This is a genomic window from Frankia sp. BMG5.23 (assembly GCF_000685765.2).
Taxonomy (GTDB): domain Bacteria; phylum Actinomycetota; class Actinomycetes; order Frankiales; family Frankiaceae; genus Frankia; species Frankia casuarinae.
In genome coordinates this window covers 41,109-66,896 of sequence record NZ_JDWE01000006.1, presented here as the reverse complement: position 1 = coordinate 66,896, position 25,788 = coordinate 41,109, and the positions used below count along the sequence as shown (strand labels likewise).

The following is a 25,788-nucleotide window of genomic DNA, read 5'->3' as shown; positions in this document are numbered from 1 at the left end:
TCGGGAGGATGGAGCGCTGTGAGCAGGGTTGACGACCCGGAGAACACCTTTGACGTCATTGTCGTCGGGGCGGGTCCGGCCGGTGGCAGCGCGGCGCGGGCGGCGGCGAACGCCGGGGCCCGGGTGTGCGTGCTCGAACGCTCGGCGGTACCTCGTTACAAGACCTGCGGTGGCGGCCTGGTCGGCCTTTCGGCGGATCATCTCGGCATCGAACTGGCCGGTCTGGTTCGAGCCAGCGTCAGCTCCCTGACGATGACCTGGGACGGCCGCTTCGAGGTCACCCGCGGCCGGTCCGGCGGCCGTCCCTGGATGTCGATGGTGATGCGATCCGATCTGGACGCCGCTCTCCTGGCCGCGGCGGCCGCGGCCGGCGCGACCGTGCGGACCGGTGCGCACGTGGTGGGGCTGACCGAGAGCGGGCCGGGCGGGACCGGGATCGCCGAGGACGCCGGGGATCAGGACGACGGTTGGGTGACCGTGCGTCTGCGTGCGGGGGCGGACCTGCGCGCTCGGGTGGTGGTGGGTGCGGACGGCACCTCGGGTCGTTGCGGCACCTATGTCGGTGTCCGCTGTGACCAGGTCGACGTCGGCCTGGAGGGCGAGTTTGTCGCCGACCCGGCGCGTGCCGCGCGATGGGCCGGACGCATGCTCATCGACTGGGGGCCGGTGCCGGGTTCCTACGGGTGGGTGTTCCCCAAGGGACGGGTGCTCACGGTCGGCGTGATCGGTGATCGTGCCGAGGGCGCCGCGCTGCGCGCCTATTACACCCGGTTCGTCGACCGTCTCGGGCTCACCGACCTGCCGCGCCAGCATGACTCCGGACATCTCACCCGGGTGCGGGCCGTCGCCTCCCCGCTGCGGCGGGGCCGGGTGTTGGTCGCGGGGGACGCGGCCGGGCTCCTGGATCCGTGGACACGCGAAGGCATCTCGTTCGCATTACGGTCGGGTCGGCTCGCCGGGGAGGCGGCCGCCGCGGCGAGTGTGGGCGTCGGTCGCGCGAGGGCGGGCGTGACCCGGGCCGGGGGGGTAACGGATACAAGGCCCACTGGCCCGGGCGCCACGGCGCTCGACGCCTTGGCGGCCTATCCCGCGCGCGTCGAGGCGATCCTGGGCCCCGAGATGGCGGCGGGACGAGAGGTCCTGGCCGCGTTCACCCGCCGGCCGGGCGCGATGCACACGGTCATGGCGGCTCCGGGCACCTTCGGGCTGTTCACCCGGCTCATCGAGGGACGGACCACCATCGCCCGGCAACTGCGTCGTCCCGGCGTGCGGGCGGCGGTGGCGGCACTGAGGCACTGAGGCACTGAGGCACTGAGCTGCTGAGCTGCTGAGCTGCTGAGCCACTGAACTGCTGAGGCAGCCGGCGGTGTCAGCGGCGTCAGCCGCCCGGGTAGCCGCGGCGTTCCTCGCCGAAGCGTTCGGCTACCGCGCCGGCGATCTCCCGATAGGCCGCCCGCGTCTCCCGTTTCAGGTTCGACAGCACGATCCGTCCCCCGTCGGCCAGATGCGGGTCGAACGGGACCCGGACCACCCGTCGCGTCCGGGCTTCAAAATGCCGTTCCAGCGTGTCGACGTCGACCCGCTCGCCCTGGACGGGGAACATCGAGATCACGGCGACCGCCTCGCGGACATGGTCGGAGTAGCCGTGCGCGTCCAACCAGTCGAGGGTGGCGCTCGCGCTGGACCCGCCGTCGGCGCTGGCGCTGCTCACGATCACCAGCGTGTCGGCTAGCTCCAGCACCCCATGCATCGCACTGTGCAGGATGCCCGTCCCACAATCGGTCAACAGGATCGAGTAGTGCCGTTGCAGCAGATCGTCGGCTGCCCGGTAGTCGGCGTCCCCGAAGGTGTCCGACAGCTCCGGATCGTTGGCCGACGCCAGCACCTCCAGCCTCGAGTCGGCCTGTGACAGGTACCTGCGGACGTCCACGTACCGGTGCAGACGCGGAGCGTCCTCCAGCAGTTCGCGCACCGTGTGGGCGGAGGTGCGTGGCACCCTGGAACCCAAGGTGCCACGGTCCGGATTCGCGTCGATCGCCACCACCCGGTCATCGCGCAGGCTGGCCAGCGTGGAACCGACCGCCACCGTCGTCGTGGTCTTGCCGACGCCGCCCTTGAGGGACATCACCGCGATGCGGTGACAGTCGTGCAGCGGGTTCCGGATGCGCGCGAGGAGCCGGCGGTCGCGAACCTCGTCGGGGGACGGACCGGGGTTCACCGCGCCCGCCGAGACCTGGTAAACGAGCCTGCGCCAGCCGCGGGACGCCGTCTCCGGGGGAGCGGGCAGCAGTGCGCTGGTGGCGAGCCCCGCCCGGCCGTTTCCCGTCTCCCGGGAACCCGGTCCCACCGGGCCACCGGCCCGACGCCGGCCGGCCGCGGCCGATGGGTCGTGCTCCGTCCGGAACGATTCGTCGTGGGCCCGGCCGTCGTGGGCCCGGCCGTCGTGGGCCTGATCGCCGCGGTTCGGATCGCGGTGCCGCCCGATCCCGGCCGGTCCGCCGGGCGACCCGGCCGGCTCGGGATCGCGTAGCCAGGAGGGGATGCGGCCGGCTTCGGTGGGCGTGCGGGCCGGGCCGGTGTACGGGCCGCCGGCCGCCTTACTTCCGGTTCTCGACCGGTCGGGCGGCGGCGGCGCGGGATACTCGGTTGACGGTCGATAGGTCTCGTATCGCCCATCCATCTCGCCGTACGGCCGGGGAGCGGCGGAGTCGAAGTCCGCTCGTCTCATCGCGGCGGTCTCCTCCAGCGCGGACGAGTTCGCCGCCGCCACCGGCGGCGTGCTCCGCCACGGATCATGGCGCTCGTCCCGCGGGGCCGGTGGCGGGGACTGGGCGTACGGGTCGGACGGTGGCGGGTTCAGCGGCGGGCCCGGTGGCGGGGACTGGGCGTACGGGTCGGACGGTGGCGGGTTCAGCGGTGGCGGGTTCAGCGGATCGCCCCGCCAGGCCCGGGTCTCCCCCGGCGGGGGCGGCGGGTACGCCTGACCGAACGCTCCGCCCGGATTCGGTGGGAACTGGTCGAGCAGCGGATCGAAGGTGCGGGTCTCGATCGGCAGCATCCTGCCGTTGCCGTTGGCACTCTCCGTGCCTCGACGGTTCATGGCCGCGGACCCGGGCGTGCCCCGATCGGTCCAGCCAGCCGGGCCAGCCGGGTAGGAACCCGCTGCCTCGGAGCCCGTGGCCGACATCGGATCAACGCGGCGCATCGACGGCCAGGTGTCGGAGACGGCAGGGGACGCCGCCGGGGCGGCGGTGCTCGGCCGGAAGACGGATGCCGCCGGCTCGGGGCGGTAGGGGCCGTCGACCGTCCAACCGGCGGCACCGGCGGAGCGCGGCTGCGCCGGACCGGTCTGCCAGTGATCCGGGTCGGCTCGGTCGGGGGACGACCGGTCGGGGGACGACCGGTCGGTGTCCGTCACTGCCGGCAGTCGGCTCGCCGAACGGGACGGCTGCTCGGTGGTCGGCGGCGGGGACCCGACGCGCCCGCCACGCTCCCGCGGCCCGGGATTCGCGGGGTCCCGATCTCCGGCATCGCCGACCCGGATGGCGCCGATCTCCCGGGGATCATCGTTCATGATTGTTCTCCGGGCAGCACACCACCTGGTTGATCCCCGGGGCGGGCATTCCCTCCGTCGTGTTCAAGGGCCTCCCCTCCGTTTGGGCGACCCAAGCCATGAGGCCGGGGTGATCTGACGACCACGCCCAGGACAGCGGTCCCCGGTAGCCCGCGTTCGGAGCCGAGCGTCCGGCACGTGGACGTGACCCGCCGGACCGGCCCGACAGGTCTGACCAGAATGACATGTGGTTCCGTGGACCGCACGGCCCGGCCGGTGGAAACGGTGTGCCTCGTGTGGTGCCGGCCCCGGGGGCGTCTCCTCCCCGGGGGCGTCTCCTCCCCGGGGGCCCTGACAGCGAGGGTGATGAGGGAGGCGTCAACGGTAGGGGGACCAGCGGACGCCGGTGTCGCCGGAGCGCAGGCTGTCGATCCTGACCCGGAACTGGGCGGCCACCGTCGCGCTGCTCCCCAGGATCGGCACCACGCTCGTCACCAGCTTCAGTTCCCGGACCGCCCGCAGGACGGCGAACCCGTCCCAGGTGGTGACGTCGAAGTCGTAGCCCCGGGCCAGATCGAGGTGGGCCTGAGGATCATGACCGAAGCGTAGCCGGCCGACCGCCACAGGAATCAGGTCCCATTCCGCCGGCCCCAGGCAGGTGGCGTCGAAGTCGCAGAGCAGCGCGCGGCCGTCCGCGGCCCGCACGAGGTTCGCCAGATGCGCGTCCCCATGTATGACGACCCGCGGCAGCGCGTAGCGGATGGTGGGCAGAGCCGCCGCGATCCGGCCGGTCATCTTCTCCAGGAAACGGCGGTCGGGCCCGGGGAGCGCCTCGGCGTCGGATAATCGCCGGCGGACGTCGTCGAGGGGATCCCAGCATGGCAGCGGCGGTTCCGGCGGCGCCAGGGTGTGCAGACCGCGCAGCGCGCCGGCCAGCTCCGCGGTGTCCGGTGCCGGACCGCCGGGCGGGGTGCCGGGTGGCGTCGCGTCGGCCCAGACCGTCGCGAGGAAGCCGGCCGCCGTGACCGGGGCCGGCACGCCGGGGAGCAGCCGGACGGCCGGGACGTGGTTCTCCGCCAGCCAGCGGGCCACCCGGACCACCTTGTTCACCCGATGCGCCATCGCGGCCGATCCGATGATCCGGACAACCGCGCCGGCCCGTGGCAGCCGGTACACCGCGTTCACGGTTCTCTTGATCAGCATGGCATCCGAGTCGTCCAGGCCGGCCTCGGCGCAGATCGCACCGAGGGCGCGGCGGGTCCGCTCCGCGGTGAACCGCGCGTGGTCCGGCGAGCCCGCCGGAGGGTGCCCGCCGTCGGCCACTGCGCCCTCGCACGGTCCTCGTACGGTGGCCGGCGTCAGACCGGCGAGCTCGGCACGGGAACCGCGCGCCCGCCGGGCCGCTGCCGCGCCGCGGAGCGTTGCCACTCCCGGATGAGTACCGCGAGGTCCCGCACCTGGCGCACCTCGCTGTGCGGCCGGGTGGCCGCGAGCAGCTGATCCGCGCGTCCCGAGACGGAGGCCACGGTTCGCCCCCAGGAGATCTGGATCGCCTCGGTGGCCAGGGCGCAGACCTGGTCGAGTTCCAGGCGACCCTGCCGGGCCAGCGCCAGGGCGAGATCGAGGCGGATCACCGACCGGAATCCCGGGGCGTTCATCCCGTCCAGCTTCGGCAGGGCGAGATCCGCGTGTTCCTGGGCGGCCTGTGGTCGGCCGAGTAGACACAGGGCCGTCGTGGCGTTGTAGGGCACCTCGACCGGATTGAACTGGTCGAAACTCGGACCGGGACGGCCCCACTGGTCCGCCGGGATGGCGTCCGCCAGGTCGTACGCCCGGTCCAGGGCCTGGGCCGCGCCCCGCACGTCACCGAGGGCGGCGAGGGCACGCGCCTCCTGGCAGACAAGTCGGGCCCGCACGGCACCGCCACTGACGTGGGTCAGCCCGTCCCGGGCAAGGCGGAGCGCCTCGTCGGGCCGGCCGGCGTAGAACTCGTTGACGGCCGCGACTTCCCGGGCCGAACCGCGAAGCGCACCCTCACCCACCGAGCGCCCCGCCTGGAACCCGAGCGACGTCAGCGACCGCGCGGTCTCGATGTCACCGAGTTTGAAGGCCGCATCCGCACCCAGCACGGCGACCCGCCCCCGCAGCACGTCGCGCCGGTGGGCGTCGCCGGCGGGGATGGACCGCCGGCTGAGTCGCTCCAGGCCGCGGCGCAACCGCTCGGTCTGGGCCAGGATGTGCGCGGGTGGGGTCGCCTCGTGCGCGTCGAGGAGGTCGTCGAGCAGATCGTCGGCGCGTTCCAGGGCGAGCTGGATCGGACTGGCCGCGAGGACGTCCGAGACCTCCATGATCTGTCCCTCGGCGAGGATCGCGGTCATGACCGCCGCTCCCGCATAGCGATGGAACTGCCTGCGGTCCGAGGCACCGGGGGCCGGGGCGCCGAGGCGTGTGGTGTGGGGGGCCGACGACGGTGTCGGCTGCGCCGGGATCGCTCCGCTCACAGCGCCGAATGGTGCTTCGCTCACAGTGCCGAAGGATGGCGTGCCCGCGGGTGCCGGCGACACATCGGTGGGGCTCGTTGCGGCTTTCGTCATCGAAGGCTGGGGCGGTGGCGCCGGCTCGTAGTCCTCGGGGTGGTCGTCCGGAGGGGTGCGCGCCGGCGGGATGACGATCGACTCGGTGGTCGCCCACCAGGGTGGGAGAGGGGCCGCCCGGCTCGCCGGGACCCAGGCCCCGGGGTCGGGCCCGCGCGTCGGTGAAGATCCGCTCGACTGCGGCATGCCGCGCGTCCTTCCTTCAGACAGCACCACGGTCGTGACCGTGACGACAAGGTAGTGGGGGTAGAGCCCACCGCGAGAAGCGACCGACCGGGGGCGCACAGTGAGACCACGCGCCCGCATCGGTGCCGCGACCGCCATCCTCCCTGACGGCGGTCCGGCCGGATCCAGCGATCAACGGCCGAAGTCTCCCGGCGGTCGTACGACGGCCTCGCTGCCGCCGGCCGGTCGTTCCGGTCGCTCTGGTTGGTCCGACCGGATCTGGCCTGTGTCTCGCTTTGTCAATAGTAGGAGGGAGGCTGCGCCGGAGGGTGATGATTATTGGTGCGCAAAGTTCCTGTCATCGTGGCTCTGCGTGGTGTTACCCGGAGGTTTCCTCTGCCGATCATGTTTGGCGGGCAAGCCGGCGGCGGTGCGATGCGGCGGTGGAGCTCGCCGGTCGGCGGTGGCGGGATGAGGAAGGGGGGCGCTGGCAGGACCGACAGGATCGCGCGGCGCAGGCTTGTGGATCATCGCCCCGGCCCGGGAGGGTCCCGGGCGACGAGCCGAGGGAGGCCGGGATGCGGCCCGCCGCCGGTTCGCTCCAGAACGGGAACGAGGCGGCAATAGCTTTGTAATCATGACACCTTGTCATGATTACCGAAAAGGTGAAGCTGGGGGACCCGATGTTGGTCCGATCGGCGCCGGCGTCCATCCCCGCGCTCGGGTCGTCCATCCCCGCGTTCGGGTCGTCCATCCCCGCGTTCGGGTCGTCCATCCCCGCGTTCGGGTCGTCCATCCCCGCGTTCGGGTCGTCCATCCCCGCGTTCGGATCGGTAGCCTCGGTATCGTGGTCGATGGCCCCCCGACGTGCTTTCCGGCCGGCAGGTCGCGCAGCTGGTGTCGACCAGGCCGGCCGTGGTCGGCGCGCCGTGCCTGATGACCGTGTGGCGCGGTGTCCCGCCGATCCGCTGGTCGGGCCGCGGACGAACCTGCCGTCCGCCGACGCGTCCCTGGCCCGTGAGCTCGATGACCTGGCGCACCGGGCCTGGCCGCCGTTGCGCCAGGTCGAACGGGCCGGGTGGGTGCTGCGCGAGTCCGCCGGGTCGTCCCGGCGAGGCAACTCGGTCTGGGCCCGCGGCGACGTGCCCGACCTCGCCGCGGCGCTTGCCACGGTGCGGGATTTCTACACCGCCGCCGGTCTGCCGCCGACCTTCCAGCTGACACCCTTCTCCCGGCCGACCGGGCTCGGCGCGGTCCTCGACGCCGCCGGGTACGACGACACCGGTCCTACCGACGTCTGCACGGCGCCTCTCGCCGGCCTTGTGAGTGGTGCCGACCGGGCACCGGCGGCTGCCGGCTCGGTGGGGATGACCGTCACCACCACGCCGGCGGATGAGTGGCTGGATGTCGCCGGCCAGGTGCTGACGACGTTCAACGCGCAGCGGCCCGGCACGCTCGCGGTGCTCTCGGCGCTGCGGCTGCCCACCATCTACATCACCCTGACCGTGGACGGCATGCCGGCGGCGGTCGGACGCGGCATCGCGGACGACCGTTGGCTGGGTGTCTACAGCATGGCCACCCTGCCCGTGGCCCGTGGCCGGGGCGCGGCCCGCCGGGTTATCGCGGCACTCGCCGAGTGGGCGGCGGGCAGAGGCGCCACTCATGCGTATCTGCAGGTCGAAGAGGTCAGCGCCGCGGCGCGGGGCCTGTACGCCGATCTTGGTTTCCGGCCGGTCTACCGCTACACCTACCGCCGTGCGCCGCTGGACGCGACGTCCGGTGGAGGTCTCCCATGAGCGGGACCGTCGAGGAACTCCTCCTGCCGGGCGGCCTGACCAGGGTGATGGGCGTCGTCAACGTCACGCCGGACTCGTTCTCGGACGGCGGTACCTACCTCGATCCGCTGGACGCGGTCCGGGCCGGGCTGCGGATGGCCGACGACGGGGCGGATCTCGTCGACGTCGGTGGTGAGTCGACCCGACCGGGCGCGTCTCGGGTCATCGCCGCCGAGGAGATGCGTCGCGTGCTTCCGGTGGTGGCCGAGCTCGCCGCCGCGGGCGTCCGGGTCAGCGTCGACACCAGCCGTGCCGCTGTGGCCGCCGCCGCGGTCGACGCCGGGGCGGTGCTCGTCAACGACGTGTCCGGCGGCGCCGATCCCGATCTGCTCGGTCTCGTCGCCGACCGTGGCGTGCACTACGTGCTGATGCATGGGCGGGGGACCAGTGCGGACATGGCGTCCCGGGCGGTGTACCGCGACGTGGTCGCGGAGGTGGTCGCGGAGCTCGTGGACCGGCTCGGGGCCGTGCTGGCCGCCGGGATCGCCGAGGATCGGGTCATCCTCGACCCCGGCATCGGCTTCGCCAAGACCGCCCGGCACAACTGGACGCTTCTGCGCCACATCGACGCCTTCGTCGCGCTCGGCCGGCCGCTGCTCGTCGGCACGTCCCGCAAGTCGTTTCTCGGCTCGGTACTGGCGGACGCGAACGGCCCGGCCCGGCCGGTCGCCGACCGGGACGACGCCACCCAGGCGACCACCGCGTTGCTGGCCGCGGCCGGGGTGTGGGGCGTGCGGGTGCACGCCGTCCGGCCTGCCGCCGACGCCGTGCGGGTCGTGCGCGCCTGGCGGGACGATAGTGACCGGCGCGGGGACGGACCCGAGGCCGATCCCGGCCGGGCCGTGGATCCCGGCCGCGTGGAAGATCGGGAGGTTCCGTGGGCTCCGCGGTGACGGGCTCCGCAGCGGAGGTCGCCTCCCAATCGAGGGCCACGTCGCTCGACCGGATCACCCTGTCGGGGCTGCGGGCTCGCGGCTACCACGGGGTTCTGGCGGCGGAACGGGATCTTGGCCAGGAGTTCGTCGTCGATGCCACGCTGTGGCTCGACCTCTCTTCGGCGGCGTTCCACGACGACGTGACCCGCACCGTGCACTACGGCGAGCTTGCCGAGACCCTTGCCGGGATCGTCACCGGAGAACCCGTGAATCTGATTGAGACCCTCGCCGATCGACTCGTCCGCGCCTGTCTGCGGGACGGTCGGGTGATGCGGGCCGAGGTGACTGTCCACAAGCCCGCGGCCCCGATCGCGGTTCCGTTCGCCGATGTCGCGGTGACGATCGTCCGCAACCGGGTCGACGGCGTCGAGTCGGTGACCGCGCCGGCCGCGGCCGCGGGGGTCGTCACCGATGGCGGGTGACCGGATGATGACCCGGCCGGAGCATGCGGTGCTGTCGCTCGGGTCCAACCTCGGCGATCGTCTGGGCCGGCTGTCCGCCGCCGTCCATCGGCTCGACCGCGCGCTGGGGGTGCTCGCCGGCTCACCGGTGTACGAGACGGCACCCGTCGGTGGACCCGAGCAGGACGACTACCTGAACGCCGTCGTCCTGGTGCGCCCGGCACCCCCGCGTGATCTGCTCGAGGTCGTCCGCGAGGTGGAGGAACGGGCCGCGCGGGTCCGGGCCGTCCGGTGGGGCCCGCGAACGCTCGACGTCGATGTCATCGCGATCGGTGACCTGCGCAGTGACGACCCCGAGATCCTCGTGCCGCATCCCCGAGCACATCTGCGGGCCTTCGTCTGCGTGCCCTGGCTGGACGTTGATCCCGAGGCGACGCTGCCCGGGCACGGGCGGGTCGCCGATCTGGTCGCCCGGATGGCCGCGGGGAAGCACCCGGCCGGTCTGCGCCGGATCCCGTGGTCGCTGTCGGATCCCGTGGTCGAGGCGGATCCGGGGGCCGATGCCGTCACCGATCCCGCCGTCGGCGGCAGTGACGCCGAAGAGGCGGCCAGGTGAGACCGACCCGGGCACGTGATCTCATCGCGGTCGCGGTGGCGTTCGGGGTACTCGGGTACCTGCTGCTGTGGTGGGCGTACCGATCGATTCCCACGCTGCCGCGAACGGCGTCGGTGTCGGTTCTCATGATCGGTGCCATCGAGCTCCAGGTCGCATCCCTGACCCGTCGCCGGCTGGAGGGGCGGCCGGGAACGCGGCCGATCCTCCCGCTCACGGTCGCCCGGCTCGCCGCGTTGGCCAAGGCGAGCTCCGTCGTCGGAGCGGCGCTCGCCGGCATCTGGGCGGGTGTGTTCGGCTACACCATGCCCCGCACGGGGGAGTTCCCGACCGCGGGCGGCGACGCGCTCACCGCGGGTCTCGGGTTGGCTGCGGCGATGGTGCTGTTAACCGGGGGCCTCATCCTCGAACGGGTGTGCCGGGTCAAGAAGCGTTAGCCCGGCCCGGCCCGGCCCGGCTCCGGGAGGAATGTCCTGATGGAACACCGAAAAGTGGTGTGATCACCGATGGGCCGCCTGTTCCGATTCGTATTGGTAGGACTACTCTGGGGTAGATTGCGATATATGACCGTGGTCGGTGTCGGGGTTGTCCTGGGCCACCTCCGTAGGGTGGTGATTGTCGGCGTTGTTCGCGTCGTCGGTGGATGGTGCGGTGACGTGGCGCCCAGGCGCCGGGGGTGGGAAGGGGCGGGTGATGGTCGCTGAGGGCGGGAACTCGCACGGTGGCACGCGCGCGCAGCCGCGACTGAACCATGGTCGGGTGGACCATGGTCGGGTGGGCGATGGCGCCGATCCCGGCCCACCCGCCGGTCCGGTTCACGACCCGGCGCGGAACTTCTCGGACCCCGTGCGTGACCTCCCTGCCAACGCGGCTCGGGCCGCTCCCCGGTCGGGTCCGGCAGCTGAGGGAACCGCCGCGCCCCGGCGCCGCCAGCCGTCCGAGGGCCGGATCGTCGCGTTCAGCACGCTGGCGACGAGATCCGCCAGGAGGCCCGAGCCCCGCCACTCGTCGCGAGCCGCCGCGCCGACGTTCGACGGACCGGCGTACGGTGACAATCCAACACCGTACGATATCGTACAATCTCATACAGTGACGCCAGCGCAGGTTGATCGGCCGGCCTCGGCCTGGCGGCCCCCGGGCGGGCCGGTCCCGCCCGGGGAGCGGCCCGAGCCGGCGCAGCGATCCGAGCCGGCGCAGCGATCCGACCATCGCGGCGGTTGGCCCGACCCACGCGGCGCGGGTGTCTCCCCGCCGGGTGGGGTCGATGCCCCCCGGCACCGACCCGCGTATTCCTCGTCTCCCCCGGACCCGCGCGCGCCGTCCGGGCTGGACCGGGGATCTCCTCCGGACCCGGACGGCTTCTCCCGGGGAGGCGGTCGGCCGGGTTCCGGACTTCGGCCGGGTTCCGGGCTACTGGACGAGGTCAGCTTCACCGGGTACCAGCACGCGATCAGGGACGACGGCCCACGGACCGCCGGGGAACCCCGGCGCGCCCCGGATCGGATGTCACCGGGCGCTGCCTCCGGCCGGCCACGAGCGGACCCGCCGGGACAGGGTCGGCGGGGGAGTCCTGAAGTCGACGGGCCGGATGCCGGCGACGCTGCCGCCGTCTCGGAGCCGGCCCGCCCGCACGGCCGCGTGGCCGGTAGCCGAGCCCGTACCCGAGCCGGTACCCGAGTCCCGGCTGGAGGGGGCCGCCAGCCGCGTAACCCGGTACTCAGCGCGATTCAGGCGGCGGTGCTCGCGGCGGTCCTCGTCGTCGGCGTCTCGCTCGGCCGGACACTGGCCCTGCCCGGTGACGCCGGGACGATGTCCCGGGTCGCGGACTGGGGACGGGTGAACCATCTGTCCTTCCTCGTGGATCAGTTCGACCGGCGTCGTTAGGGCTTGGACCGGCGCCGTCGGCGGAGATTGGGCTTCGCGGCTCAGGCCCGTAAAAAGTTCGCAAAGATGGCATACAACGCAGAGGTTTGTCGACCAGAGAGCGATTGTTGTCACCGTTGCCGTACTTGTCGCTTTATGGTCTCCATTGAGTATGATCGAAGCAATGTCCAGGTAACCTGTGGATCCTCGGCCACGCGGACCATCCGGGCCGGCGGAGCAGGAGAAGCGGTCCCGGCGAAATTGGTTGCGCCCAGTTTGCCGAATCCTCTTGCATCCGATGGCCCCGGGCGTGTGAAATCGGTATCGGTAGGTCTGTCGCATTCCGTCGACCTCGCCGCGAAGAGGCCCGTCTCGGGCATCCTGGTCGCCGATGTTCGGCCGAGCGCGCGTCCTGGCCTGCCAAAGCATCCAGGGAGGCCACGTGCGTCCAAGACCCGCACCTTCTCCTGCGGCACCCCTGACCGTGAACAGTGGCGGCCAGGGGCGGGTGGGCCAGGACCGGGCCGGGCAGGGCCATGCCGGCAACGGCCGGGCCGGGCAGCTCCCGGACGCCTCCGACGGACCCGGCCGGCTGCCCACCGAGGCCGAGGCCGCCGCGATCACGGCGGCGGTCTTCGACAGCCCGCTGGTGTCCAGGGTGTCGCCGGATGGTCTGCGCATCACCGGCATCCGCACCTCGACCGGCGCACCCGACTGGGCGTTTGCGGTGTTGTCTCCGCTGGGCGGTACCGATCCGGCGATCGCGGTACTGCGGTGGGACACCAGCTGCGGATGGGTGCTCGATCAGGTGGGGACGGCCCGGGTCGGGATCGGCGGTGGAGCGGCTGGACGGCACGACGACCTGCCGCGCGGGGCCATCACCCGTCGCCGCGGTGCCGGTGTCCGCCGCGGTTGCGAATCCGGCATCCGCCCAGGTGACGCGGCACGGCCCGGCTGAGCGACGGCGCCCTGTCGGCCTGGCGTCGCGCCAGCTACCGTCGTGAGGGTGTCGATGCCGGCCGCCGAGGCCTCAGGACAGCGCCCGTGACCCTTGTGGACTGGTTGCGTGCGCTTCCGGATCAGGCGTTGACCCGGCTCTTCCTCCTACGGCCGGACCTGGCGACGCCGCCCCCACCGGACTTCGAGGTGCTTGCGGCCCGCCTGGAGATCCGGGTCAGCGTGGCCCGCGCGTTGGAACGTCTCGACACGGGCGCCTGCGAGCTCCTGGAGGCGTTGACGATCCTTCCCCGGCCGGTGTCCCTGGCGGAGCTGACAAGGTTCTGCGGGCATTCGGAGGTGTCCGAGCCGGTGGGCCGGCTTCGTGACCTCGGGCTCATCTGGGGCGACGATGCCGAGCTGCGGGTCACCGGGATGGTCGTCGACCTCCTCGGCGTGCGCCCGCTGGGGCTCGGCCGTCCCGTGCGAGCCTGCCTGACGACGTACCGGCAGTCCCAGCTCGCCCGGCTCCTGACCGCGGCCGGCCTGCCGGTGCCCCGGGGCGCGGTCGACGAGACGACGACCGGGGTCGCCGTCCGGGAAGCGATGATCGACGCGTTGAGCGACGCCTTCGCGGACGCGGATCGGGTGCGGGAGTGGATCGAGACCTGCTCCTCCCGGGCGCGGCAGCTGCTGGACCGGCTGGCCGCGGGTCCGGCGCTCGGCGCCACCACGGAGGCGGGCCGGTTGCTGGGGGTGTCCGCGGCCCGAACCCCGGTGGAGGAACTACTCGCCCGCGGCCTGCTCGTCGGATTGGACGAGGAGACCGTCGAGCTGCCGCGCGAGGTTGGGCTGGTCGTGCGCGGCGAGCATCCGGCCGGGGTCCTGCACCCGCATCCGCCCGCCGTCGAGGGAGAGGTCGTCGGGGTGGCGGCGGTTGACGCCGTGGCGGCCCTGGCGGCGGACACCCTCGTCCGGTGGGTCACCACCCTGCTGGACGCTTGGGGCGCGAGCCCGGTCACTCCGCTGCGCACCGGCGGGTTGAGCGTGCGGGACCTGCGGGCCGCCGCGAAACTGCTCGACGTTGACGAGCGGACCGCGGCCTTCGTGGTGGAGCTGGCCGCGGCGGCCGGCCTGGTTGACGCGACCGCGGGGGTTGACGTCCAGTACGTGCCGACCACGGCCTACGACCGCTGGGGCACCGACCTGGTGGCGGCCCGGTGGGCCGTACTGGTCGAGGGCTGGCTGCGCTCGCCGACCGCCGCCTGGCTGGTCGGCGAGCGGGACGAACGGGGCCGGCAGATCGCTCCCCTGTCGCTGGACGTGCGGCGGCCGGCCGTGCAGGACCTGCGTGCCCAGGTCCTGCGGGCGCTGGCCGCGGCGCCCGCAGGGGTGGTGCCGACCGCGGAGTCGTTGCGTGCCCTGCTGACCTGGCGAGCGCCCCGGCGCGGCGGAATGCTGCTCGCCGGGATGATCGACGGAACGATCGTCGAGGCCGAGCTGCTCGGGCTGACCGGCCGGGGCGCGCCGAGCACGGTCGGTCGGTTACTCGCCGCCCAGCTCGACGCGGAGAACGCCGATCCGACGCGGAACGTGGGCGTGCCGAGCCGATCGGCGGCTGGTGATCCAGGGCTGTGCGTCAGGCTCGCCGACGCGCTTGCGCCGCTGCTGCCCGAGCCGGTCGAGGAGCTGCTGCTGCAGGGGGATCTCACCGCGGTTGCCCCGGGCCCGCTGGTACCCCGGGTGGCTGCGGAGCTGGCGCGGATGGCGGATGTCGAGTCCGCGGGCGCGGCCACCGTCTATCGGTTCTCCGAGGCCTCGCTGCGTCGCGGCCTGGACTCGGGCCTGGTAGCGGAGGACATCCACGCGATGCTCGTCCGTCTCGGTCGAGGCGGGGTGCCGCAGGCCCTCACCTATCTGATCGACGACACCGCCCGGCGGCACGGCCGGTTGCGGGCCGGTCCCGCCGCGAGCTACCTGCGCTGCGAGGACACGGCGCTGCTCGCCGAGGTGGTCGCCAACCGGCGTACCCAGGCGTTGGGGCTGCGCCGGATCGCGCCGACGATCGTCATCTCCCCACTGCCGACCGCGGAGATGCTCGCCGGCCTGCGCAACGCCGGGTTCGCCCCGGTCGCGGAGGCCCCGGACGGGCGGGTGGTGCTGCGCCGGCCCGCCGCCCATCGGACGCCGGCGCGTCCCCGCGCGGCGTCGGTCGACGTGGCCGACACCCGGATCAACCAGCTGCGCGACGTGGTCCGGCTGGTCCGCCGGGGCGACGACAGCGCGCGGGCGGTCCGGGCGGCCGGCGAGGTTCCCGGCATCGAGGTCGGGCTCACCCGGTCCGCGCCGTTGATCCTGGTGCTGCTGCAGGGAGCCGTCCGGGACCGGCGCCGGGTGCTGCTGGGCTACGTTGACCAGCAGGGTGCGCCGAGCGACCGGATCGTGCGGCCCACCGTCGTCGAGGGCGGCTGGCTCACCGCGTGGGACGAACTCAGCGCCGGCCCGCGTCGTTTCGTCCTGCACCGGGTGACCGGCGTCGCTGACATCGACGACGCGTTCGGCGGACCGCCGGTGGCGGCGGACTGGTCGGCCGCCGCGGAGGATCTCGCCGATCCGCCATGAGCCGGGCGGGCCGGTGGGCCGGTGGGCCGGTACCTGTACCGGTACCGGTGTGCCCGCTTGCCCGCGGGACCCGCGGTGGTTTCGGTCGGGCTTCGGCCCCTCTGGTTACCGTGTCGATGGTCGGCTGTACCGTCGAAGGGCGCCGGTGAACGAGCAGCGCGCCGCCGGTGTGATCGTGCCGGTGCTACGCCGGTGGCCCGCACCGCACCGATCGGTGCAGGGCGGCTCGTGTTGGTGGTTCACTGATGGGTCGATACCCACGGCGGAACCTACGGCGGACGGAAAGGGCGGTGGCGGGTGACGGACGGCCCGTTGATCGTCCAGTCGGACAAGACGTTGCTGCTCGAGGTCGAGCATCCCAGTGCTGTCGAGGCGCGGTCGGCCATCGCTCCGTTCGCCGAGCTCGAACGGTCTCCGGAGCACGTGCACACCTATCGGGTGACGCCGCTGGCGCTGTGGAACGCCCGGGCCGCCGGTCATGACGCCGAGCAGGTTGTCGATGCGCTGGTTCGCTTCTCCCGTTACGCCGTGCCGCACGCCCTGCTCGTCGACATCGCCGACACGATGGATCGCTACGGTCGGCTGCGCCTGGAAAATGACCCGGCCCACGGGTTGGTGTTGCGTGCTCTCGACCGGGTGGTGCTCGTCGAGGTGGCCCGGGCCAAGAAGGTCGTGCCGATGCTCGGCTCCCGCATCGACGACGACACGATCGCCGTGCACCCCTCCGAGCGCGGCCGGCTCAAGCAGGTGCTGCTCAAACTCGGGTGGCCGGCGGAGGATCTCGCCGGCTACGTCGACGGCGAGGCGCACCGGATCGACCTGCGCCAGGACGGCTGGGAGCTGCGCGACTACCAGAAGGGCGCGGTAGCCGGGTTCTGGGAGGGCGGGTCGGGGGTCGTCGTGCTGCCTGCGGGCGCCGGGAAGACCATCGTCGGCGCCGCGGCCATGGCCCAGGCCGGGGCGACCACGCTGATCCTGGTTACGAACACGGTCGCCGGCCGGCAGTGGCGGCACGAGCTGCTGCGCCGCACCTCGCTGACCGAGGAGGAGATCGGCGAGTACTCCGGGGAGCGCAAGGAGATCCGGCCGGTCACCATCGCCACCTACCAGGTGATGACGGCCCGGCGTAAGGGCGAATACCTGCACCTGGAGTTGTTCGGGGCCCGGGACTGGGGTCTGATCGTCTACGACGAGGTGCATCTGCTCCCGGCGCCGGTCTTCCGGATGACCGCCGACATCCAGTCCCGTCGTCGGCTCGGCCTGACCGCGACCCTCGTCCGGGAGGACGGCCGGGAGGGCGACGTCTTCTCGTTGATCGGGCCGAAGCGGTATGACGCCCCGTGGCGGGAGATCGAGGCACAGGGCTGGATCGCGCCGGCGCAGTGCACCGAGGTGCGCGTCACGCTCACCGAGGACGAGCGGATGGCCTACGCCGTCGCCGAGCCGGAGGAGCGGTACCGGATGTGTGCCACCGCCCGCAGCAAGCGGGCGGTGGTGGAGCGTCTCGTCCGCCAGCACTCCGATGACCGGGTGCTGGTGATCGGCGCGTATCTCGACCAGCTCGACGAGCTCGGGGAACTGTTGGACGCCCCGGTCATCCAGGGTTCCACCCGTAACCGGGAGCGGGAGCGACTGTTCGAGGCGTTCCGGACCGGGGAGATCACCACACTGGTCGTTTCCAAGGTCGCGAATGTCTCCATCGACCTGCCGGAGGCCGGGGTGGCCGTGCAGGTCTCGGGCACGTTCGGTTCCCGCCAGGAGGAGGCCCAGCGGCTCGGTCGGGTGCTGCGGCCCAAGGCCGACGGCCGCACGGCGCACTTCTACACGGTGGTGGCCCGCGACACCCTTGACCAGGAGTACGCGGCGCACCGCCAGCGATTCCTCGCCGAGCAGGGCTACGCCTACACCATCGTCGACGCCGACGACGTCTGCTAGCCCCGCACGGGCCTTCGGCGGGCTTCCCGGGGTAGCGGTCGGCGTCGCGCCATCACTCCGAGTCGGGCGGGTCGATCAGCTCGGCCGGCTGGATCGCCACCGGAAAGGGCTGGGTGGCGGTGAAGGTCTCCTTCCCGCTGACCGTGCGGGTGGCGAGGTACGCGTCGGCGACCAGGTCGTACGCCTCGATGGTGGCGGTGTCCGGGTCGATCAGCCAGCAGGACGGCACGCCGCGTTGCCGGTAGAGATCGAGTTTGAGGGTGCGGTTGTAGCGCCGGGTGCTGGCGTCGGCCACTTCGATGACGAGGGACGGGGTGTCCCGGAACCGACGGCCGGTGTCACCACTCGCCGCCGCCACCACGACGTCCGGCACGAGCAGACTGCGGGGGGACAGCTCCACCCCGATCCCGGCCGGCAGGATATGAGCTCCGGAGGTGGCCGTGTCCGCCAGGATCCGGACCAGGCGCGCCGTGACGCGGGCCCGCAGCGGTGTCGGCCATGGTCGCAGGACGCACAAGCCGTCCAGGAGTTCGAACCGAGCGTCGTCATGCCCGCCCGTGTCGAGATCTTCCACGGTGACCGGGGGGGTGGGAACGGTCATCGAGGGGCGATGGGAGCGCGGCTGTGCGGGGGCCTGAACCACGATGGCTATCGTGCCTGTTGCCGTGGCCGCTGTCTAAAGCTGGCATGCGTTAATTGTCCGTGTCGCGACAAAAGGTCGAAGTCTAACGAAGACGACCTTCGAATTGTTCAAAAGGAGTGATATAAAGCTCTTGTCTCTTGGATTACCCGATGATAATTTGGTCGCCGTCGATGGCGGCCGAGAAGAGCGTTCTTGGAAAGATCGTCTTTGGGAGTGCCTTCCGGCGTTCGCTCCGTCCCGAGTGGCGCCCGGCTCCCACGCCAGAGAGCTTGCCCCCGCGGAACCTCCCGTCCGCGGGGGCAAGCCTTTCCCCGCACGGAGCCTTCGGCCGTGATGCACGGGCGAACGCACGAGGGCGGCCCCGGGAGAACCGGAGCCGCCCTCGTCCAGACGGTGGTGCAGGGTACAGCGGGTGACGAGCTGGACTAGAAGTCCATGTCGCCGCCGCCGCCCGGGACTGCCGGGGCCGGGTTCTTCTCCGGCTTGTCGGCGATGACGGCCTCGGTGGTGAGGAACAGGCCGGCGATCGACGCGGCGTTCTGCAGGGCGGAGCGGGTGACCTTGGCCGGGTCGATGATGCCGGTGCCGATCAGGTCGACGTACTCGCCGGTGGCCGCGTTCAGGCCGTGGCCGGTCGGCAGGTTGCGGACCTTCTCGACCACGACGCCGCCCTCGAGACCGCTGTTGAAGGCGATCTGCTTGATGGGCGCCTCGAGCGCGAGCCGGACGATGTTGGCACCGGTCGCCTCGTCGCCGGACAGGTCCAACTTCTCGAAGGCAGTGATCGACGCCTGGAGCAGCGCGACGCCGCCACCGGCGACGATGCCCTCCTCGACAGCGGCCTTCGCGTTGGACACCGCGTCCTCGATGCGGTGCTTCTTCTCCTTGAGCTCGACCTCGGTGGCCGCGCCGACCTTGATGACGGCGACGCCGCCAGCCAGCTTCGCGAGCCGCTCCTGGAGCTTCTCGCGGTCGTAGTCCGAGTCCGACTTCTCGATCTCGTTGCGGATCTGGCTGACCCGACCGGCGATCTGGTCGGGGTCGCCGGCACCCTCGACGACGGTCGTCTCGTCCTTGGTAACGACAATCTTCCGGGCACGGCCGAGCAGGTCGAGCGAGGTGCTCTCGAGCTTGAGGCCGACGTCCTCGGAGATGACCTGACCACCGGTCAGGATGGCGATGTCGCCCAGGATCGCCTTGCGGCGGTCACCGAAGCCGGGGGCCTTCACCGCGGCGCTCTTGAAGGTGCCGCGGATCTTGTTGACGACCAGGGTGGCCAGCGCCTCGCCCTCGACATCTTCGGCGATGATCGCCAGCGGCTTACCGGTCTGCATGACCTTCTCCAGCAGCGGGAGCAGGTCCTTGACCGCGGAGATCTTGCTGTTGACGATCAGGATGTACGGGTCGTCCAGGACGGCTTCCTGACGGTCCGCGTCCGTGACGAAGTACGGCGAGATGTAGCCCTTGTCGAAGCGCATACCCTCGGTGAGCTCGAGCTCGAGGCCGAAGGTGTTGCTCTCCTCGACGGTGACGACGCCTTCCTTGCCGACCTTGTCGAGCGCCTCGGCGATGAGGCCGCCGATGGCCGAGTCACCCGCGGAGATGGACGCCGTGGAGGCGATCTGCTCCTTGGTCTCGACCTCCTTGGCCTGCTTGGACAGCTCCTCGGAGACGCGCTCGACCGCGACCTCGATGCCCTTCTTCAGCCCGAGGGGGTTGGCGCCGGCGGCCACGTTGCGCAGACCCTCGCGCACCAGGGCCTGGGCCAGGATGGTGGCGGTGGTGGTGCCGTCACCCGCGACGTCGTTGGTCTTCTTCGCGACTTCCTTGACGAGTTCCGCGCCGATCTTCTCGTACGGGTCCTCGAGCTCGATCTCCTTGGCGATGCTCACACCATCGTTGGTGATCGTGGGGACGCCCCACTTCTTCTCCAGCACGACGTTGCGGCCCTTCGGCCCGAGCGTGACCTTGACCGCATCGGCCAGCTGGTTCATGCCGCGCTCCAGGCCGCGCCGAGCCTCCTCGTCGAAGGCAATGATCTTCGGCATGGTTTCTGGGTCCTCCCAGTGGGATGGCAGGTTCGATGGCCTGGCCCTAACGACGCCCGCGACGGACGGCTCCCGCCTGCTCCGGACCCGGGTGATGCACCTCGGACACAGCGCGGATCGGGCAGCCTCGCCGTTTCAGCCTTGGCACTCCCTAGGCGAGAGTGCCAGGTCTTGTTTAGCACTCGGCCTGGGTGAGTGCAAGCTGGCCCATGGTTCCGCGAGCCCGACGCCGATCCCCCGCGGCACCCCGCCGTCGTCCGCGGCCCTTCCGTTGGTCCGGCGTGGTCCACGAAGTTCGTCGAATGCGCTGTGCCGTGCCGGGCCCGAGTCAGTCGTCGCCGAGGCCGGCGGCCTCGAAGGCGCGCAGCGACGGCTTGATCGTCGCGGTCGGTCCGCCCGTCTCGACGAGGGGGTCGAGCGTCTTCAGCCCATCGCCGGTGTTGTAAAGGACGGTTTCGGCGGCCGGGTCGAGCAGCCCCTCGCGCAGCAGCCTGCGCAGGGTGGCCACGGTGACGCCACCGGCCGTCTCGCCGAAGACGCCCTCGGCGCGGGCGAGCAGCCGGATCCCGTCGATGATCTCCTCGTCGGTCACGTCCGTGATAGCCCCGCCGGTCCGCCGAGCCACGTCGAGGGCGTAGGGGCCGTCGGCCGGGTTGCCGATCGACAGCGACTTGGCGATTGTGGCGGGCCGGACCGGGGCGACCGTCTCGACGCCGCGGGCGAACGCGGCGGCCACCGGGTTGCAGCCGGCCGCCTGCGCACCGAACACCCTGTACGGCGTCGGCTCGACCAGGCCGAGCCGGCCGAGCTCACCGAAGGCCTTGTCGATCTTTGTTAGCAGTGAACCGGAGGCGATCGGCACGACGACCTGCTCGGGCAGCCGCCAGCCGAGCTGCTCGGCGACCTCGTAGCCGAGCGTCTTGGATCCCTCGGCGTAGAAGGGGCGGACGTTGACGTTGACGAACGCCCATTCGTACTCTCCGGCCAGCTCGCTGCACAACCGGTTCACGTCGTCGTAGTTGCCCTGGATGGCGACCAGCGTCCCGCCGTACACCCCGGTGGAGACCGTCTTGCCAGCCTCGAGGTCGTGCGGTACGAGCACCACCGAGCGCAGCCCGGCACCGGCCGCGTGCGCCGCCACCGACTGCGCGAGGTTGCCCGTCGAGGCGCAGGCGACCGTGGTGAAGCCCAGCTCACGGGCGGCGGTGAGCGCCACGGAGACGACCCGGTCCTTGAAGGAGTGGGTGGGGTTGGCGCTGTCGTCCTTGATATAGAGCGTCTTCATCCCCAGCTCCGCGGCGAGCCTCGGGGCCGGGCGCAGTGGCGTCCAGCCGGCCCCGAGGGAGACCCGCCGCGCCGGGTCATGCCCGGCGGGCAGCAGCCCGACGTAACGCCACAGGTTCGCCGGACCACGTTCGATGGACTCTCGGGTCACACGAGCCAGCAGGTCCGGGTCGTAGGCGATTTCCAGAGGAGCGAAGCATTCCACGCACACATGCGTAGGGGACAGCGGGTAGGTGGCGCCGCAGTGCCGACAGGACAGCGAGACCGCGGGGTTCGCGACCTCGAGGGTGGGACTGGTGGCACGCTCGGGCGCGAGTGTCATGAAGAAGCTCCTCATCTTTCCCGGGGCAGTCTGCCACCAGGCCGGAATTAGCACCTGCCGCGCACGGGATGCGGGTGGTTGCCGGGGCTTCGCTGGGCCGTTCCCTCTGCCCCTCTGGATGAGCCAGATGAAGTTGTCTGTCCGTACTGTAGACCGTGCGCGGGTGGTCGTGCACCGGTGTTGCCTCTGGTTGTGGACATGATATGGGTCGGTCGGAGGTTTCTCGGTGTGGTCCCACCGGTGCGGGCGGGGCCTGCCCGCTCCTACCGGCCGCGCGTGCCCCCATGCCCGGAGATCGACCCGATCATGCCAGAGCCAGGGAGTCTGTAACAGTGAGTATCCGCGTCGTCTATACCGATCTTGACGGCACGATGGTCGGTCCCAAGGGTTGTTTCTTCCGGGCGGAGGGGGGAGCGATCACGCTGGAGCCGGCTCGCGCGCTCGCCGAGCTGCACGACGCCGGCATTGCGCTGGTTCTGGTCAGCGGGCGTACCCGTCCGCAGCTTCTCGAGGCCGCGGCGATCTTCGGTGCGGACGGGTTCATCGGGGAGCTCGGCGCGATCGTCGGCTGGAACGAGGGGCGCGACAGCGAGATCCTGCGCGGCGCGATGCCGCCCGACTTCGACCAGGTACCGGAGTACCTGCTCGACCGGATGGTCGAGCGCTACCCCGGGCGGCTGGAGCTGCACACCCCCTGGCACTCCGGCCGGGAGGTCGACGTCATGCTTCGCGGGAAGATCGACGTGTCGGAGGTCGACGGCTGGCTCACCGAGACCGGATTCTCCTGGTTGAGCATGCGTGACAACGGGCTGATCTCGCCGGTCCACATGCCTGATCTTGGGGTGAATCCGCACGTCTACCATCTGGTCCCGGACGGTGTGGGTAAGGGGGACGCGGTCGCCTACGACCTCAAGCGGCGCGGGGTGTCACCGGCCGAGGCGATCGCCATCGGCGATTCCGCCAGCGACCTGGCCATGGCTCCCCATGTCGGGCGGATGCACCTGGTCGCGAACGCGGTGCGGCACCCGGACATCGCCGCCCTGCTGACGCGGTACGACAACGTCACGGTCGAGGCGGGCCCGGTCGGCGCCGGCTGGGCCAGCGCGGTGCGAGCGGCCGCCGCCGTCTGAACGCCGCCGTCTGAACGCGGTCCGCGCGTCGACGTTCGGCCCCGGCAGGGCAGACCGGACGGTCACCGGTCGGCGGCGAGGGCGTGCAGTTGGTCAGCGAACCAGCGCTGGGGCGGTAGCCGCCCGGCGACGGCGGCCAGCTCCTCGGCGCGCCGACGCCGTTCGGGGGCGGGCATCGTCAGGGCGGCGTGCAGGGCCCGCGCGGTCGCCTGGATGTCGAACGGGTTGACGACCAGCGCCGCCGTGCCCATCTCCGCGCAGGCTCCGGCCTCCCGGGAGAGCACGAGGACGGCATCCCTGGTCGAGACGATCGGCCCCTCCTTGGCGACGAGGTTCATGCCGTCCCGGATCGGGTTGACGACGAGCACCTCCGCGAGCGAGAGGGCCGCGATCGACCGGGGGTAGTCGTCGGTGATCTCCAGCCGCAGCGGCAGCCAGGTGTCCGTGGCGAACTCGTCCTCGATCTCCGCGGCCAGGCGCTGCACCGCGGCGGTGTACTCCCGGTACTCCGGCAGATCGTGCCGTGACGGGTAGGCGCAGACCAGGTGCATCACCTTGCCGCGCCATTCCGGACGGGTGCGCAGCAGCTCCCGGTAGGCGTCGAGACCGCGGACGATGTTCTTGGACAGCTCGGTGCGGTCGACCCGGACGATGAGCCGCCGCCCGCCGGCCAAGTCGACCAGCTCGGCGGCCCGGGCGGCCACGTCGGTGGCGGCGGCCCGGCCAAGCAGCTCGTCCGCGCTGACGCCGAGCGGATGCACCCCGATCCGCACCGTTCGGTGCCGCCCGGCCTCCCGTCCCGACCCGGCCTCCCGTCCCGACCCGGCCTCCCGTCCCGACCCGGCTCCCCGTCCCGACCCGGCTCCCCGTCCCGACCCGGCCGTCCCGATGGTCACCGCCCGCCGGTCGATCCGCAGTCCGAGGAGGTCGCGGCAGCATTCCTGGAACGCGTCGGCCCAGGCGTCGGTGAGGAACCCGAGCCGGTCGGCGCCGAGCATGCCGCGCAGGATCTGTTCGCTGACGTCGTCCGGGAGAATCCGGAAGTACTCCGGCGGTGCCCAGGGAGTGTGGCTGAAGTGGGCGATCCGCAGATCCGCCCGCAGCGCCCGCAGCCGGGCCGCGACCAGGGTCAGGTGGTAGTCCTGGATCAGCACCGAGGCGCCCGGGGCGGCCTCGTGCGCGAGAGCCTGGGCGAACATCTCGTTGTAGGTCTCGTACGCCTGCCAGTCGCGGCGGAACGCCGGGCCGAAGACCGGCTGCGACGCCGGCGCGTAGAGCAGGTGGTGGATGAACCAGAGCGTGCGGTTCGCGACCGCGTTGTAAGCGCGGTCGAAAACGACCTGGTCGACGTCGAGCATCCGGACGGCGGTGCCGTCGGTGTCGTGGCCGGCGAGATCGAGGCGGCCGGCAGGCGCGGAACGCGCCGCCCGGCGATCGGCGTCACTGAGGGCGGCACACACCCACGCCATCGGACCGTCACCGTTGTCGGCCGCCACCCGGCTGAGGCCACTGACGAGGCCGCCGGCGCCCCGCCGGATCCGCAGCCTCCCGTCGTCCCCGACGGCGAACGCCACCGGCCCCCGGTTGGAGGCGACCAGCACCCGCGCGGTGCCGGTCGGCCACAGCCGCGGCAGGGTGTCTTCCTCGGCTCCCGGCATCCGACGCACACTGCGGAGAGTAGGCCATCCGCTCAGCCCTGTACGCCGGTCCATCAAGATCGTATTTTTGGGCGGCGGAGGCTCACGAATCGGCGACAGATGTCTCACGGAAATGCCCCTGGCTCAGGTTTTCCATCCAGAGAGATCACGTACAGTAATGAATCATCGAGTTGGTGGCGCTGACGAACACGCACCGGCGGGTCGTCGGCATTGAGATGCTGGTCGGCCCGAACCGGCCGTACGGCGGTGGCGCCGAGCCCACCCTGACGGCGTGGATCCGCCTGCGGGAGGACGACCACCCGCCGGACACGAACCGGCTGATGCGGGTGGGATGAGCCCCGGGCGGGCTGAGCGCGCCCTGCGGGGATGAGCGAACAGGGCGCGGGCGGTCAGCCGCTGAGCCGCTCGACCAGCACCTCCAGCAGGGCGACCATCCCGGGGGGCCCGCCCACGACCAGGTCGGCGCGTTCGCGGATCACGTCCGGGACCTCCGGGCTGTCGCTGCACACGGTGATACCGGGCAGCCCGCCCGCCCGTAGCTCGTCGACGGCCTCGAATGCCGGCAGATCGCCGTAGTCGTCCCCGGCGACCAGCACCGAGCGCGCCTGGCAGGCCGCGATGAGCCTGCGCAGCGCACCGCCCTTGTCGTGCCCGGGCGGACGCAGCTCCAGCACTCGCTTGCCCGGTGCCGCCTCCATCCCATGGTCTTCGGCGAGGGCCGTCAACGCCGGCGTGAGCGCGGCGAGCGCCGAGTCCGGATCGGCGGTGCGCCGCACGTGTACCACCAGCGCCTGGTGCTTGTCCTCGACGGCGGTGCCGACCGGGGCGTCGCGGAGCAGTTCGGGCAGCGCCGCGCGGACCGCGGCGACACCGGGCAGCGGCTCGGGACTGCTGATCGCGCGGCTGCCCGAGTCCCAGCGTTGCAGTCCGTACTGGCCAAGGATGATCAGGTTCCCGAAGTCGGGGATCTTCTCCAGCCCGGTCAGTTCCAGCAGAGAGTCCACCGGCCGTCCGGTGATGATGGCGAGGGTGCCGATCTCATGGGAGATCCGGCGCAGCGCATCCATCGCCCCCGGCGCCGGGACGGCGTCCGACGGCCGCGGGACGATCGGCGCGAGGGTGCCGTCGTAGTCGAGGGCGATCAGGGCGCGTTCGGGCGCGGTGAGCAGGGCGGCGAGTCCAGCGCCCCCGGCGGGTGTGCGGGGGGCGGGTGGGCTGTTCGGCGCGGATTCGGTCACTGGGCCTTCCTCG

General features: G+C 71.9%; 21 protein-coding genes and 1 riboswitch. Of the genes, 12 read left to right on the top strand and 9 right to left on the bottom strand.

The window, feature by feature from the left end:
• Nucleotides 1-18 precede the first annotated feature (18 nt).
• The gene (locus BMG523DRAFT_RS04375) at nucleotides 19-1,299 is read left to right on the top strand and encodes a geranylgeranyl reductase family protein (RefSeq protein WP_043590477.1); all 1,281 of its coding nucleotides are present in this window, start codon (nucleotides 19-21) and stop codon (nucleotides 1,297-1,299) included.
• A gap of 79 nt (nucleotides 1,300-1,378) precedes the next feature.
• Here the strand turns inward: BMG523DRAFT_RS04375 and BMG523DRAFT_RS04370 are convergent, their stop codons facing one another.
• The 3 genes from BMG523DRAFT_RS04370 to BMG523DRAFT_RS04360 form a co-directional block, all read right to left on the bottom strand.
• A complete protein-coding gene (locus tag BMG523DRAFT_RS04370; protein ID WP_051623769.1) occupies nucleotides 1,379-3,574 on the bottom strand; it encodes a MinD/ParA family protein in 2,196 nt (731 codons plus the stop codon).
• 357 nt (nucleotides 3,575-3,931) lie between these two features.
• Nucleotides 3,932-4,876 (bottom strand): aminoglycoside phosphotransferase family protein, encoded by a 945-nt coding sequence (locus tag BMG523DRAFT_RS04365; RefSeq protein ID WP_043590524.1) that lies wholly within the window; start codon nucleotides 4,874-4,876, stop codon nucleotides 3,932-3,934.
• Nucleotides 4,877-4,911: 35 nt separating this feature from the next.
• Entirely contained in the window at nucleotides 4,912-6,333 is a 1,422-nt protein-coding gene (locus tag BMG523DRAFT_RS04360; protein WP_035941429.1) for a hypothetical protein, read from the bottom strand.
• 908 nt (nucleotides 6,334-7,241) lie between these two features.
• On the opposite strand from BMG523DRAFT_RS04360, the gene BMG523DRAFT_RS04355 reads away from it, so the two are divergent.
• From BMG523DRAFT_RS04355 to BMG523DRAFT_RS04335, 5 genes are read left to right on the top strand one after another with little or no spacing between them, the layout of a single operon-like run.
• Nucleotides 7,242-8,108 (top strand): GNAT family N-acetyltransferase, encoded by an 867-nt coding sequence (locus BMG523DRAFT_RS04355; protein WP_035729351.1) that lies wholly within the window; start codon nucleotides 7,242-7,244, stop codon nucleotides 8,106-8,108.
• Nucleotides 8,105-9,040, top strand: coding sequence for a dihydropteroate synthase (gene folP / locus BMG523DRAFT_RS04350; protein WP_011438761.1), 936 nt, complete (start codon nucleotides 8,105-8,107; stop codon nucleotides 9,038-9,040). Before BMG523DRAFT_RS04355 ends, folP begins: the two co-directional genes overlap by 4 nt.
• Nucleotides 9,037-9,504 (top strand): dihydroneopterin aldolase, encoded by a 468-nt coding sequence (gene folB / locus BMG523DRAFT_RS04345; protein ID WP_011438760.1) that lies wholly within the window; start codon nucleotides 9,037-9,039, stop codon nucleotides 9,502-9,504. Before folP ends, folB begins: the two co-directional genes overlap by 4 nt.
• Before the next feature lie 4 nt (nucleotides 9,505-9,508).
• Nucleotides 9,509-10,099 carry a 2-amino-4-hydroxy-6-hydroxymethyldihydropteridine diphosphokinase gene (gene folK, locus BMG523DRAFT_RS04340; RefSeq protein WP_235462852.1) on the top strand — a complete coding sequence of 197 codons (591 nt, stop codon included), beginning with the start codon at nucleotides 9,509-9,511 and terminating at the stop codon, nucleotides 10,097-10,099.
• Nucleotides 10,096-10,533, top strand: coding sequence for a DUF3180 domain-containing protein (locus BMG523DRAFT_RS04335; protein ID WP_011438758.1), 438 nt, complete (start codon nucleotides 10,096-10,098; stop codon nucleotides 10,531-10,533). Before folK ends, BMG523DRAFT_RS04335 begins: the two co-directional genes overlap by 4 nt.
• A gap of 378 nt (nucleotides 10,534-10,911) precedes the next feature.
• Here BMG523DRAFT_RS04335 and BMG523DRAFT_RS24190 read toward each other — a convergent pair whose 3' ends face one another.
• A complete protein-coding gene (locus BMG523DRAFT_RS24190) occupies nucleotides 10,912-11,151 on the bottom strand; it encodes a hypothetical protein (protein WP_134350976.1) in 240 nt (79 codons plus the stop codon).
• Between the two features lie 34 nt (nucleotides 11,152-11,185).
• Here BMG523DRAFT_RS24190 and BMG523DRAFT_RS24185 point away from each other — a divergent pair, with 34 nt between their 5' ends.
• The 4 genes from BMG523DRAFT_RS24185 (at nucleotide 11,186) to BMG523DRAFT_RS04320 (ending at nucleotide 17,452) form a co-directional block, all read left to right on the top strand.
• A complete protein-coding gene (locus BMG523DRAFT_RS24185) occupies nucleotides 11,186-11,980 on the top strand; it encodes a hypothetical protein (RefSeq protein WP_133057020.1) in 795 nt (264 codons plus the stop codon).
• A gap of 421 nt (nucleotides 11,981-12,401) precedes the next feature.
• Nucleotides 12,402-12,917: a hypothetical protein gene (locus BMG523DRAFT_RS04330; protein ID WP_011438756.1), complete on the top strand. Its 516-nt coding sequence runs from the start codon at nucleotides 12,402-12,404 to the stop codon at nucleotides 12,915-12,917.
• Between the two features lie 86 nt (nucleotides 12,918-13,003).
• Nucleotides 13,004-15,517 carry a helicase-associated domain-containing protein gene (locus BMG523DRAFT_RS04325; RefSeq protein ID WP_011438755.1) on the top strand — a complete coding sequence of 838 codons (2,514 nt, stop codon included), beginning with the start codon at nucleotides 13,004-13,006 and terminating at the stop codon, nucleotides 15,515-15,517.
• A gap of 297 nt (nucleotides 15,518-15,814) precedes the next feature.
• Nucleotides 15,815-17,452, top strand: a complete 1,638-nt coding sequence (locus tag BMG523DRAFT_RS04320) for a DNA repair helicase XPB (protein WP_011438754.1) — start codon at nucleotides 15,815-15,817, stop codon at nucleotides 17,450-17,452.
• A 52-nt stretch (nucleotides 17,453-17,504) separates the two neighbouring features.
• Here the strand turns inward: BMG523DRAFT_RS04320 and BMG523DRAFT_RS04315 are convergent, their stop codons facing one another.
• From BMG523DRAFT_RS04315 to thrC, 3 genes are all read right to left on the bottom strand, one after another.
• A complete protein-coding gene (locus BMG523DRAFT_RS04315; protein WP_035908603.1) occupies nucleotides 17,505-18,095 on the bottom strand; it encodes a Uma2 family endonuclease in 591 nt (196 codons plus the stop codon).
• 425 nt (nucleotides 18,096-18,520) lie between these two features.
• A complete protein-coding gene (groL, locus tag BMG523DRAFT_RS04310; protein ID WP_011438752.1) occupies nucleotides 18,521-20,143 on the bottom strand; it encodes a chaperonin GroEL in 1,623 nt (540 codons plus the stop codon).
• Nucleotides 20,144-20,471: 328 nt separating this feature from the next.
• On the bottom strand, nucleotides 20,472-21,749 hold the full coding sequence (thrC, locus tag BMG523DRAFT_RS04305; protein WP_011438751.1) for a threonine synthase: 1,278 nt from the start codon (nucleotides 21,747-21,749) through the stop codon (nucleotides 20,472-20,474).
• Between the two features lie 8 nt (nucleotides 21,750-21,757).
• Nucleotides 21,758-21,874, bottom strand: a riboswitch (SAM riboswitch).
• Nucleotides 21,875-22,081: 207 nt separating this feature from the next.
• Here thrC and BMG523DRAFT_RS04300 point away from each other — a divergent pair.
• Entirely contained in the window at nucleotides 22,082-22,879 is a 798-nt protein-coding gene (locus BMG523DRAFT_RS04300; RefSeq protein ID WP_011438750.1) for an HAD family hydrolase, read from the top strand.
• A 62-nt stretch (nucleotides 22,880-22,941) separates the two neighbouring features.
• Here the strand turns inward: BMG523DRAFT_RS04300 and BMG523DRAFT_RS04295 are convergent, their stop codons facing one another.
• A complete protein-coding gene (locus BMG523DRAFT_RS04295; RefSeq protein WP_083494748.1) occupies nucleotides 22,942-24,537 on the bottom strand; it encodes a trehalose-6-phosphate synthase in 1,596 nt (531 codons plus the stop codon).
• Between the two features lie 173 nt (nucleotides 24,538-24,710).
• Between BMG523DRAFT_RS04295 and BMG523DRAFT_RS25185 the strand changes: the two genes are divergently transcribed.
• Nucleotides 24,711-24,872: a hypothetical protein gene (locus BMG523DRAFT_RS25185; RefSeq protein WP_023840657.1), complete on the top strand. Its 162-nt coding sequence runs from the start codon at nucleotides 24,711-24,713 to the stop codon at nucleotides 24,870-24,872.
• Nucleotides 24,873-24,926: 54 nt separating this feature from the next.
• On the opposite strand, the gene otsB is transcribed toward BMG523DRAFT_RS25185, so the two are convergent.
• Nucleotides 24,927-25,775, bottom strand: a complete 849-nt coding sequence (gene otsB, locus BMG523DRAFT_RS04290; protein WP_011438748.1) for a trehalose-phosphatase — start codon at nucleotides 25,773-25,775, stop codon at nucleotides 24,927-24,929.
• Between the last annotated feature and the right edge of the window lie 13 nt (nucleotides 25,776-25,788).